Annotated in this window: 8 protein-coding genes, 2 rRNA genes and 2 pseudogenes (1 of these 12 cut by a window edge); 5 read left to right on the top strand and 7 right to left on the bottom strand. The window is 60.9% G+C overall.

Annotated elements, in window-relative coordinates:
• The 4 genes from K4A76_RS14930 to K4A76_RS14915 all read left to right on the top strand — a co-directional run.
• A 23S ribosomal RNA gene (locus tag K4A76_RS14930) occupies window positions 1-1,433 on the top strand; it begins 1,460 nt to the left of the window's first position.
• A 134-nt stretch (window positions 1,434-1,567) separates the two neighbouring features.
• Window positions 1,568-1,683 (top strand): 5S ribosomal RNA (rrf, locus tag K4A76_RS14925).
• Between the two features lie 220 nt (window positions 1,684-1,903).
• A complete protein-coding gene (locus K4A76_RS14920; RefSeq protein ID WP_274410592.1) occupies window positions 1,904-3,712 on the top strand; it encodes an ABC transporter ATP-binding protein/permease in 1,809 nt (602 codons plus the stop codon).
• A gap of 65 nt (window positions 3,713-3,777) precedes the next feature.
• Window positions 3,778-4,338: a histidine phosphatase family protein gene (locus K4A76_RS14915; RefSeq protein ID WP_274410591.1), complete on the top strand. Its 561-nt coding sequence runs from the start codon at window positions 3,778-3,780 to the stop codon at window positions 4,336-4,338.
• Here K4A76_RS14915 and K4A76_RS14910 read toward each other — a convergent pair.
• From K4A76_RS14910 to K4A76_RS14900, 4 genes and pseudogenes are all read right to left on the bottom strand, one after another.
• The gene (locus K4A76_RS14910) at window positions 4,320-5,105 is read right to left on the bottom strand and encodes a sulfite exporter TauE/SafE family protein (protein ID WP_009682648.1); all 786 of its coding nucleotides are present in this window, start codon (window positions 5,103-5,105) and stop codon (window positions 4,320-4,322) included. The two genes, K4A76_RS14915 and K4A76_RS14910, sit on opposite strands and share 19 nt — an antisense overlap.
• Before the next feature lie 132 nt (window positions 5,106-5,237).
• Window positions 5,238-5,834, bottom strand: a pseudogene (mcpA, locus tag K4A76_RS23905) (methyl-accepting chemotaxis protein McpA); the annotation flags it as partial.
• Window positions 5,835-6,140: 306 nt separating this feature from the next.
• Window positions 6,141-7,124: pseudogene (gene mcpA / locus K4A76_RS23900) on the bottom strand (methyl-accepting chemotaxis protein McpA); the annotation flags it as partial.
• A 142-nt stretch (window positions 7,125-7,266) separates the two neighbouring features.
• Window positions 7,267-8,145, bottom strand: a complete 879-nt coding sequence (locus K4A76_RS14900; RefSeq protein ID WP_274410590.1) for a LysR family transcriptional regulator — start codon at window positions 8,143-8,145, stop codon at window positions 7,267-7,269.
• Between the two features lie 101 nt (window positions 8,146-8,246).
• Here K4A76_RS14900 and K4A76_RS14895 point away from each other — a divergent pair, with 101 nt between their 5' ends.
• Window positions 8,247-8,675 (top strand): PACE efflux transporter, encoded by a 429-nt coding sequence (locus tag K4A76_RS14895; RefSeq protein WP_009682645.1) that lies wholly within the window; start codon window positions 8,247-8,249, stop codon window positions 8,673-8,675.
• An 86-nt stretch (window positions 8,676-8,761) separates the two neighbouring features.
• Here K4A76_RS14895 and K4A76_RS14890 read toward each other — a convergent pair whose 3' ends face one another.
• From K4A76_RS14890 to K4A76_RS14880, 3 genes are read right to left on the bottom strand one after another with little or no spacing between them, the layout of a single operon-like run.
• Window positions 8,762-9,430 carry a GntR family transcriptional regulator gene (locus K4A76_RS14890; RefSeq protein ID WP_182389966.1) on the bottom strand — a complete coding sequence of 223 codons (669 nt, stop codon included), beginning with the start codon at window positions 9,428-9,430 and terminating at the stop codon, window positions 8,762-8,764.
• A 16-nt stretch (window positions 9,431-9,446) separates the two neighbouring features.
• A complete protein-coding gene (locus K4A76_RS14885; protein WP_182389965.1) occupies window positions 9,447-10,151 on the bottom strand; it encodes a FadR/GntR family transcriptional regulator in 705 nt (234 codons plus the stop codon).
• 44 nt (window positions 10,152-10,195) lie between these two features.
• Window positions 10,196-11,506, bottom strand: a complete 1,311-nt coding sequence (locus K4A76_RS14880) for a C4-dicarboxylate transporter DctA (protein WP_009682642.1) — start codon at window positions 11,504-11,506, stop codon at window positions 10,196-10,198.
• Window positions 11,507-11,798: the final 292 nt, after the last annotated feature.

The raw sequence follows: 11,798 nt of genomic DNA, 5'->3' as shown, positions 1-11,798 counted from the left end.
GGTGGTAGGCTGGAATCTTAGGCAAATCCGGGATTTCAAGGCCGAGAGCTGATGACGAGTTGCCTTTAGGCGACGAAGTGGTTGATACCATGCTTCCAAGAAAAGCTCCTAAGCTTCAGATAACTGGGAACCGTACCCCAAACCGACACAGGTGGTTAGGTAGAGAATACCAAGGCGCTTGAGAGAACTCGGGTGAAGGAACTAGGCAAAATGGCACCGTAACTTCGGGAGAAGGTGCGCCGGCGAGGGTGAAGGACTTGCTCCGTAAGCTCATGCCGGTCGAAGATACCAGGCCGCTGCGACTGTTTATTAAAAACACAGCACTCTGCAAACACGAAAGTGGACGTATAGGGTGTGACGCCTGCCCGGTGCCGGAAGGTTAATTGATGGGGTTAGCGCAAGCGAAGCTCTTGATCGAAGCCCCGGTAAACGGCGGCCGTAACTATAACGGTCCTAAGGTAGCGAAATTCCTTGTCGGGTAAGTTCCGACCTGCACGAATGGCGTAACGATGGCGGCGCTGTCTCCACCCGAGACTCAGTGAAATTGAAATCGCTGTGAAGATGCAGTGTATCCGCGGCTAGACGGAAAGACCCCGTGAACCTTTACTATAGCTTTGCACTGGACTTTGAATTTGCTTGTGTAGGATAGGTGGGAGGCTTTGAAGTGGGGACGCCAGTTCTCATGGAGCCATCCTTGAAATACCACCCTGGCAACTTTGAGGTTCTAACTCAGGTCCGTTATCCGGATCGAGGACAGTGTATGGTGGGTAGTTTGACTGGGGCGGTCTCCTCCCAAAGAGTAACGGAGGAGTACGAAGGTGCGCTCAGACCGGTCGGAAATCGGTCGTAGAGTATAAAGGCAAAAGCGCGCTTGACTGCGAGACAAACACGTCGAGCAGGTACGAAAGTAGGTCTTAGTGATCCGGTGGTTCTGTATGGAAGGGCCATCGCTCAACGGATAAAAGGTACTCCGGGGATAACAGGCTGATACCGCCCAAGAGTTCATATCGACGGCGGTGTTTGGCACCTCGATGTCGGCTCATCACATCCTGGGGCTGAAGCCGGTCCCAAGGGTATGGCTGTTCGCCATTTAAAGTGGTACGCGAGCTGGGTTTAGAACGTCGTGAGACAGTTCGGTCCCTATCTGCCGTGGACGTTTGAGATTTGAGAGGGGCTGCTCCTAGTACGAGAGGACCGGAGTGGACGAACCTCTGGTGTTCCGGTTGTCACGCCAGTGGCATTGCCGGGTAGCTATGTTCGGAAGAGATAACCGCTGAAAGCATCTAAGCGGGAAACTTGCCTCAAGATGAGATCTCACTGGGATCTTGAATCCCCTAAAGGGCCGTCGAAGACTACGACGTTGATAGGTTGGGTGTGTAAGCGCTGTGAGGCGTTGAGCTAACCAATACTAATTGCCCGTGAGGCTTGACCATATAACACCCAAGCAATTTGCTAGCGCAGATTGCGGTGGTGAAGATGACATGAACCGAAAGTTCGCAAGGCATCACAAACATCACATATCCGAATTCGCTGGGCTGTCCATCTGGACATTCTGGCTACAGAATTTCTTGACGACCATAGAGCATTGGAACCACCTGATCCCATCCCGAACTCAGTAGTGAAACGATGCATCGCCGATGGTAGTGTGGGGTTTCCCCATGTGAGAGTAGGTCATCGTCAAGATTCATTTCGCAAAACCCCTATCTGCGCATGCAGGTAGGGGTTTTGTCTTTGTGCTCCAAAAAAGTCCCCTGGCCTCACAACAATCCCTGTGGGAGCGGGCGTGCCCGCGAACACGGGCGAAGCCCGTGCCAGCCAGCTTTCATGAAATGTACGTCATGTATGCCTGAAGCGTTATAGGGCAGTGCTACGCTCGCGGAAATACTCAGCACGGACATTCACCATGGACATGAACTGGCACCAGGCCTTGCAAGAGAGCCTGAGTTGGCTGGCAATCGCCTCGTTCATCACCTTTGTCGGCTTCACAGCCGCCGCTATTCTGGCCGTACGCTACACCCGCTGGGGCAGCCAGTTCTGGCAACTTGCGGGGCCTTATTTCAGTTACAAACGCAGTTGGCGGCCACTGCTGGTGTTTGCGTTGCTGCTGGTGCTGACGTTGTTTTCCGTACGCCTCAATGTGCTGTTCTCGTTCTGGTACAACGGGTTTTACAGCGCTTTGCAGGGGCTGGACCAAGGGGCATTCTGGTACCTGCTCGGGGTCTTCGCCGTGCTGGCCAGCATCCATGTGCTGCGCTCGCTGTGCTCTTTCTATGTGAACCAGGCCTTCAGCATCACCTGGCGGGTATGGTTGACCGAGCGCCTGACCCGTGACTGGATGCACGGTGATGCTTACTACCGTGGACAATTTCTTGCTGAACCGGTCGACAACCCCGACCAGCGTATCGAGCTGGACGTAAACGCCTTCGTCAGCAACTCTCTGTCCTTGGCCTTGGGGGCAGTCAGTGCGCTGGTGTCCCTGGTGGCGTTCACCGGGATCCTCTGGGGGTTGTCGGCGCCGTTGGCCGTGGCCGGTGTTGAAATTCCCAGGGCGATGGTGTTTGCCGTGTACCTGTATGTGATCGTCGCCACCTGGATCGCCTTCCACCTGGGCCAGCCTTTGATTCGCCTGAACTTCCTCAACGAAAAGCTCACCGCCAACTTCCGCTATGCGCTGATGCGCCTGCGTGAGAATGCCGAGAATGTCGCTTTCTACCAAGGTGCCGAGGTTGAGCGGGGCACCTTGCTGGGGCGCTTCGCGGCACTGATCGTGAATGCCTGGGCGCTGGTATTTCGAAACCTCAAGTTCAGTGGTTTCAACCTGGGGGTCAGCCAGGTGGCAGTCGTGTTCCCGTTCATTCTGCAGGCACCGCGCTTCTTCAGCGGGGCAATCAAGCTGGGTGACATCATGCAAACGTCTCAGGCATTTGGGCAGGTGCAGGATGCACTGTCGTTCTTTCGTGAATCGTACGATGCATTCGCGCAGTACCGGGCTAGGCTGGACCGTCTGACCGGTTTTCTCGATGCAAACGCGCAGGCAAGGGCATTGCCGCGGGTACTCACTGCGGAGCAGGCCCATGCGCTGCAGATTGCCGACCTCAAAGTGCTGCGCCCGGATGGACACGCCCTGATCACTGATCTGAACCTGAGTCTGCAAGTTGGCCAGGCGCTGTTGATCAAGGGGCCTTCAGGCAGCGGCAAGACCACCCTGCTACGCGCCCTGGCTGGCCTGTGGCCCTATGCCGAAGGGGAAGTGCGGCGCCCACTGGGCCATCAGGCGCTGTTCTTGTCGCAGCGTCCCTATTTGCCTTTGGGGGACCTGCGCACGGTCATTGCCTACCCGGCGGTGGGGCAGCCCGAGGATCAGGCGCGTATGCAGCAGGTACTGCACCAGGTCAATCTTGGGCACCTGGCCGAGCGCCTGGAGGTCAGCTGCGATTGGTCGCATATTCTGTCGGTGGGCGAGCAGCAGCGCCTGGCTTTTGCCCGGGTTCTGTTCAACCGGCCGCAGGTGGTGTTTCTTGATGAGTCCACCTCAGCGATGGATGAGGGGCTCGAGCATGCCCTGTATGCGCTGCTGCGCTCGGAAATGCCTGGGGCACTGTTGCTCAGTGTCGGGCACCGCAGCACCCTGGCAGGTTTTCATACTCACCGGCTGGAGGTGGATGGGCGTGGCGGTTGGTCATTGGTGGCGCAGGCGCCTGCGCTGGCATAGTGTTCAGCATGCCTGCCTCGCAGCATGCCAAACACTGTGCACCAGCCCGCCACCCGAGGCACTTGATGAAAGCTACCCGTTTGACCCTTATTTGCCATGCCCTGACTCAGGCCCAGAAGACCGGGCGCCTGCACTGCGCTGATGACGGCATCCTGCCGCTTTCGCAACCAACAGTGCCTCTCCTGCCAGCGGTGCAGTTGCTGACGGCGCCAGAGCGGCGCGCCTGCGAAACAGCGGCGTGGTTGTCGAGCACGGTGCATGTCGAGCCCGCCTTGGCCGATTGCGACCTCGGGCATTGGCAGGGCATGGCGCTGAAGCAGTTGCAGGCCGAGCAGCCGGAAGCGTTGGCCGATTGGTTGCAGGAGCCAGCCAGTAACGTGCATGGCGGGGAGTCGTTCGCTGCGCTGTGCCAGCGGATGGCCGCCTGGCTGGCGGCTTTCGACAGGCCGGGTGAATGGCTGGCGGTAACCCATCCGCAGGTCATGCGTGCCGTGCTGGTGCAGGTACTGGGCTGCCCGATGAGTGCCGGGCAGCGTATCGATGTGTTGCCGCTGTCACGTCTGGAACTGAGCCATACCGGGCAGTGGCGGCTGCGCCTGGGTGAGGTTCAGAACGCCAGCTTGTAGCCGATCAACAACAGCATGGCGGCCAGGCACGGACGCAGCACGCGGTCGGAGATCCGCCCGGTCAGGTGGCTGCCCAGGTAGATGCCCGGCAGAGAACCCAGCAGCAGGTAGCCCAGTAGCGACCAGTCCATATTGCCCATGCCGGCATGGCCAAGGCCTGCCACCAGCGTCAGCGGCACGGCATGGGCGATTTCCGTACCGACCAGGCGACGGGTGACCAGAAACGGGTACAGCAGGAATAACGCCACGGTACCCAGGGCGCCGGCGCCGATGGAGGTCAGGGTCACCATCACCCCCAGCACCACGCCGGTCAGCACGGTGAGGGTGTTCAGGGTACCTGCGCTGAGGTGGTAGTGATCGCCGGCATGGTGGCTGGCGAAAGCCTGCAGCCGCGATTTGAACAGAATGGCCAGCGCGGTGAGGATCAACACTACCGCCAGGCCTTGCTTGATGATGGCATTGAGCGCCGATGTGTCGGTATGCAGGGTGCTCAGGAACCACAGGGTCAATGCGGCCGCAGGCACGCTGCCGAGGCTGAGCAGGCCGGTGATCTTCCAGTCGATGTTCTTGTTGCGTGCATGTACCCAGACGCCACTGGCCTTGGTGATGGCGGCATAGAGCAGATCGGTGCCGACGGCCGTCGCCGGGTTGATACCGAACCACAACAGGATCGGGGTCATCAGCGAACCGCCACCGACGCCGGTCATACCGACGATGAAACCCACGACCAGTCCCGCAATGGTGAAACCAAAAGAACCTACATCCATACGCTACTCGACCGCCCAACATTGCCCGTTATCGGATGCAGCCAGCATATAGATTTTTTTATAGCCAAATAGACTTGTTCGTTATTAGGTTATAACCGCGTAAGGATGGGGGCGCTGGGCGCCCCCGGGTTGTCAGATCCGGAAACTCCCCACCAATTGCTTCAACCGGCCGGCCTGCTGCGCCAGTTGATCGCAGTGGCGCAGGGTTTCGTTAAGGTTCTCTACCCCTTGCTGGTTCAGCGCATTGATTTGGGTAATGTCCAGGTTGAGGCTTTCGACCACGGCGGTCTGCTCTTCGGTAGCGGTGGCCACCGACTGGTTCATGCCGTCGATCTCGCCAATACGCTGGGTGACGCTGGCCAGGCGCTCACCGGCCTGGTTAGCCACTTGCACGGTTTGCTCGCTGGACACCTGGCTGGTGTTCATGGTGTGCACCGCTTCGCGTGAACCGACTTGCAGGCTGGTGATCATGCGGTGGATTTCTTCTGCCGATTCCTGGGTCCGGTGGGCCAGGTTGCGCACCTCGTCGGCCACCACGGCAAAGCCTCTACCCGCTTCGCCCGCGCGTGCTGCCTCGATCGCAGCGTTCAGTGCCAGCAAGTTGGTCTGCTGCGAGATGCCTTTGATCACGTCCAGGATCTTGCCGATTTCATCAGTGCTGGCATTGAGCGTTTCAATCTGTGCGCACGATTCGCTGATGCGCTGCGACAGCGCAGTCATGGCGTTGATCGCTTCTTCCACCACTTCCCGGCCACCGTGGGCCTGCTCGCTGGCACCACTGGCATGCTGCGAGGCATCTGCGGCGTTGCGCGCGATTTCCTGGGTCGCGGCGCCCAGCTCATTGATGGCTGCGGCCACGCTGTTGGTGCGCATGCTCTGCTCTTCTGAGCCACTGATCGACGCATTCGACGCGCTGACCACTTTCTCCGACAGGTCATGCACCAGGCGGGTGGCCGACGACACTTCGCTGATCGAGGCGTGAATGCGTTCGACAAAGCGGTTGAACGACGTTGCCAGTTCGCCGAATTCGTCCTGGTTCTGCACCACCAGACGGCGGGTCAGGTCGCCTTCACCCTCGGCGATATCGCGCATGGCGCGGCCCATGGTGGTCAGCGGGCGCATCAGTAGTGGAATCAGCAGGCCCAGCAGGCCGGCAATGGCCGCCACGGCAATCAGCATGGCGATGATGGCCGATGTGCGGAACTGGCTGAGTGCGGCGTAGGCCTTGTCCTTGTCGATCGACAAGCCGATGTACCACTGGGCCGAAGGCAGCCCGGCGACCGGCGCGAACGAAATGATCCGGTCCTGGCCGTTCAGGGTGACATCCTGCATGCCGGCAGCGACGCGCAGGTCGCTGCCGGGGTAGATGTCCTTCAGGTTTTTCATGACCTGGTCTTTGTTCGGGCTGACGATCACCTGGCCATTGGCATCGGCGAGGAAGGCGTGGCCGAGGCCACCGAAATCCACCGAGTTGATGATCTCCACCAGGGTATCGAGGGTCAGGTCACCGCCAACCACACCGATCATTTCCCCCGTGGCCTTGCTTTTCACCGGGGTGGCGATAGTGACCATCAGGCCACCGACCGCACCCTGGTACGGTGGCGTCAGCACCGTTTGCCCGGCATTGGCCGCCGCTGCATACCAGGGCCGTTGCCGTGGGTCGTAGCCGGCAGGCATCTGGGCGTCCGGGCGCTGGGTGAACACGCCGTTGGCCTGACCGAGGTAGGTGAACAGGAAGTTGCGCGTGTAGGAGGGTTGCTCGATCAACCCGGCCAGGGTCTCGCCGGCACCCTGCTGGCCGATATCCTGGGCCAGGTTTTCCAGGACCAGGATGCGGCCGCTCATCCAGTTTTGCACGCTGCTTGCGGTCAAGGCCCCGGCCTGCTGCACCGAGGCTTCTATGTTCTGGCGGATAGTGTTGCGTTGCAGGTAGTCGTTATAAAGCGTGAACAGGGCGAATGCCAAGACCACGACGCCGCAGGCGCTGAGCAGGATCTTGTGGCGAAATTTCAGGTTCATGTTTCGAGACCTTGAGCCAATGTGGGGAGGACGCAGCGCGCTTATGACGTTCTGCGGGGCCTATCGACCGGGATATCGGCTCGCGGGGTAAAACATTGAAGTACTTACAGTAATTTCTTACAGGCCTTTCGACAGACGGCACTCAGCCCTTGGCCAGTTGCTCTATCAGTAACCTCGCCGCTTGCTGCAGTGGCTGTTGTTTGCGCCACAGGATGTGCACCGGCAGCTGCAACTCGTTGCGCGTATTACGGAAGGCCAGGCGCACCAGGCGCCCGGTTGCCAGCAGTGGGGCTACCCGAGACAACGGCAGGTCGCCCCAGCCCAGGCCGGCTTCGACCATCTGCAGGGCCAGGTCGAAGCTGTCGGTCGACCAGTGCGTGGCGCCGATCAGCGGGCGTGGATCGGCCAGCGGCAGGTCACGGCTACGCACGAGGATCTGGCGCACCCGGGTCAGGTCTTCGAGGTAGTGGATGCGTGCTTCACGCAGCGCCGGGTGGCCAGGGGCTAGGGTGGCTACCAAGGCTTCCATACCGATGTGTTGAAAGCCCCGGCGCGCATCCACCTGCAGGCCAGCGAAGGCCACGCAAAGATCGGCGCGGCCGCTGTCCAGCAAGTGCAGGGCCTCTTCCTGCGGGGCGCTGAGCAAAGCGATATCGAGCAATGGGTAGCGCGCACCGAGGTCGGCGATAGCCGCCAGCAACGGGCGGTGATCGATGTCCGGCACCACCGCCAGCGTCAGGCTGCTTTCAAGCCCCTGTGAGAGCTCCAAGGCATGGACTTGCAACAGCCCGAGTTGCTCGGCAATCAGCCTGGCGTGCGGTTCCAGGGCCAAGGCCCGGGCGGTGGGCCGAACTTCGCGGGGCCCGCGTTCGAACAAGCTGTATCCCAGCTCCGCTTCCAGATTGCCAATGGCCATGCTGACCGCCGACGGTACCCGTTTGAGGGCGCGAGCGGCGGCGGAGAACGAGCCGCGGTCGAGCACGGCAAGAAACAGCTGGATGTTGTCGCTGGAAAAGTTCATGGCAGCCTCCTGTCAGCAGATCTGACAGCTGCTGACTTTTGCTGTCAAGCGAGGTGAAGCATTATCGCGCCCTTCGTTATTGGGATTGGAGGGAAATGCAGGTGCAGGGTTTGAAGCGCAAACTGGTGTACGTGACGTGCTATGAGCTGATAGGGCTGAGCATGTCGACCCTCGGGCTGGCTTATCTGTCAGAGACCCAGGCGTCGCATACCGGGCCATTGGCGGTGATGATCACTACCATTGCCATGCTCTGGAACCTGATTTTCAACACGTTGTTCGAGCGCTGGGAAAGCCGCCAGGCCAAGCGCGGCCGCAGCGTGGCGCGACGGGTGGCGCATGCGGTCGGCTTTCAGTTGACCCTGGTGGTGTATCTGATCCCGCTGATTGCCTGGTGGCTGGACATGACACTGGTAGAGGCACTGCTGGTGGACATGGCGTTCATTGTGCTGATCCCTTGCTACACCTTCGCCTACAACTGGGTGTTTGACCGGATCTTCGGCTTACCGACCTCGGCCATGGCCAAGGCTTGACTCGGGCGCTACAGGCCACCGCCTGGTACACCCGCTGCTGGACCGGTGCATGGCTGTCAGGAGCGGGCTTGGCCCTTGCGCGCGGGCTACGCCAGGTCGAGTTTCTCTTCCAGCCGGTCGAGGTGGGTGTGCATCAGCCCCAATGCCGCCTCGGCATCGCCTTGCTCCACGGCATCGATGATCGCCGCGTGTTCTTCCCACGCACAATGTTCGCAGCACGGCGACTCGTAGCGGGCAATGATCAGCGAGGTCATCGGCACCAGGCCGTTGAGGAACCGTGCCAGGGGTGTATTGGCCGCCACTTGCGCCAGTTTGAGGTGGAACTCGCCACCCAGGCGGATCGCCGCGCAACGCTCGCCACTTTCATGGTGCTGGCGCTCACGTTCAACCAACTGGCGCAGTTGGCGTATCTGCGCAGGGCGGGCGCGCTGTGCGGCCAGGGTGATCAGGGTGGTCTCCGCCAGCCGCCGGGCACTGAGCACCTGCCGCGCCTGCTCGGGGTCGGGGGCTGCCAGGTGCGCGGTGTGGCTCGGGCGCTGCACCACCACTTGCTGGTCACACAGGCGCCCGAGCACGCGGCGGATCACGGTACGGCTGACCCCAAACGCCTGGCCCAACGCCTGCTCGGGCAGCAGGCTGCCGGGGGGCAGGCGCTGTTCGAGAATGGCGTCGAACAGCCGTGGGTAGATTTGCTCGGCCGACAGGCGGGTTTCGCCGGCCGCGAGCAGGGCAGGCAAGTGGGGGGCGGCGTTCATGGTCGCTCTCCTCAGGTCATGGATGCAGGTGTTCATCCGGGATGTTCAGCGGGATGCCCATGCGCGAGCCCTCGGCCAGGATGTGCTGGCGCATCTGGGCACTGGCCAGGGCACTGTTGCGTTCGCGAATGGCGCGTACCACTGCCTCGTTCTCCTTCAGTCTTGCGGCCAGATGCTCCGGTGAGTTGCGCAGCATGTCGGCGCTCTGTTTAAGGGCGTTGCCGGTCTGCTGCACGACACTCTGGAAGATCGGGTTGGTGGTCAGGGCGAAGAGGGCCTCATGGAAAGCGATATAGGCCCTGGCACCAGCTTCGCTGTCATCGGCCTCCAGCGCTTCGCGCATGTCCATCAGGGTGAGGCGCAACTGGCCAACATCCTGGCTGTTGGCCGATTGTGCCACCAGGCCGACGATGAACGGTTCAAGGGTGTAGCGCAGTTCCAGTACGTCAGCCAGGCTGGCGGCGGCGCTGGTATCCAGTCCCGGTTCCAGGGCGGCAGCTTCGGCCTCCAGCACCAGTACACCCTTGCCCGGCAGCGCGCGCACCAGGCCCAGGGTTTCCAACACGGTTACCGCCTCGCGCAGGCTGGGCCGGCTGATGCCCAGTTGTTCAGCCAGCTCGCGCTGGCCTGGCAGCATGTCGCCGCTGCGCCACTGGCCGCGGGCCAGGGCCTGGCGGAGTTTTTCCACCACTGAATTGACGACGGTCGATGAGCTGATCACGGTTCGCTCCTTGAAGGGCCGGCATCAGTGCCGGCCACGTTCGCTCAGAATTCCTGCTGGTGGGCATTGGGCTGTTTGCGTGGCAACGGGGCAAAGCCGGGTTTGCCTGCCAGTACGTTGTTGGCACGCTCCAGGTCGATGTCCTTTTCCCAGCGGGCAATCGCCACGGTGGCTACACAATTGCCGATCAGGTTGGTCAGTGCCCGGCCGATGCCCATGAACCAGTCCACCGCAAGTACCAGCACCAGGCCGACAACCGGAATCGCCGGTACGGCAGTCAACGTGGCCGCCAGGATCACCAGCGCCGAGCCAGGGATGCCGTGCGCGCCTTTCGAAGTTACCAGCGACACCAGCAGAATGGTCAGCAGGTCAGTCATCTCCAGCGGTGTGCCGGTGGCGTTGGCGATGAACACGATGGCCAGCGTCAGGTAGATGGAGAAACCGTCCAGGTTGAACGAGTAGCCGGTGGGAATCACCAGCCCCACCGTGGAACTGCCGATGCCCAGGTGTTCCAGCTTGCGCATGATCTGCGGCAGAACGGCGTCGGAAGAGGCGGTGCCCAGCACGATGGTCAGCTCTTCACGCAGGTACTTGATCAGTGGCAGCAGTTTCAGGCCCGACAGGCGCATCACGGTACCCAGCACGATCAGCACGAAGCCTGCACAGGTCAGGTAGAACAGCGCTACCAGGCCGCCCAGGTGCTGCAGCGATTCCAGGCCGTACTTGCTGGTGGTGAAGGCGATGGCACCGAATACACCGATCGGGGCCAGGCGCACGATCATGCCCATGATGCGGAAGATCACATGGCTCAGTTCGTTGATCAGCCGCGAAATGCCGGCGGCCGAGTCGCCCACCAGGTTCAATGCGCTGCCGAACAGCACCGAAAACAGCAGCACCTGAAGGATGTTGTTGTCGGCGAAGGCGCCGATCACCGAGGTAGGGATCAGGTCCATGAAGAACGCTGCGGCGCCATGGATGTGTTGACCGCGCTCGGCCAGGCTGCTGGCATCGGCACTGGACAGTTGGTCCAGGTGAATATTGGCGCCGCTGCCGATGCCGCTGCTGAAGGCGAATACCAGGCCGATCACCAACGCCAGGGTGGTCAGCACTTCAAAGTAGATCACCGACTTCAAGCCGATGCGCCCGACCTTTTTCAGGTCGCCCGCGCCCGAGATACCACTGACCACCACGCAGAACACGATCAGGCCGATGAGCATCTTGATCAGCTTGATGAAGCCGTCGCCTAGGGGTTTGAGTTGTAGCGAAAGGTCGGGGAAGCTGAGGCCGCAGGCAATGCCGAGGGCAAGGCCAAGCACGACTTGCAGGAATATCGAACGCGAGCACCATTTGAGCATGGGAGAAGTCTCAGATCGGTGTCCTTGCTTCGGTAGCCGCACGGGGCGAAAGAGCGCAGGACTTAATTATTGTGGTCTTACCGGTTTGTTCAGCGCGATGCCATAAAAGCGCGAAAAATCGTTCTTTGCAAGGGTTTTTGGCCTTACCGGTCTGACCAGTTATGGGGCAATTGGGCCTGCCGCGCTCTAGTTCGGTGCGCAGCGTGACGTTCATGGTTTGCGCAGGGCATGCGAGCAAGCACGCTCCCGTGCCGCTGATACCCTTGAACCTGATTCGGGCTGGGCCCGCCCC

The organism is Pseudomonas sp. NEEL19 (assembly GCF_028751975.1).
Lineage (GTDB): Bacteria > Pseudomonadota > Gammaproteobacteria > Pseudomonadales > Pseudomonadaceae > Aquipseudomonas > Aquipseudomonas juntendi.
The sequence above is the reverse complement of the archived record's forward strand: the minus strand, read 5'-3'. Positions and strand labels throughout refer to the sequence as shown.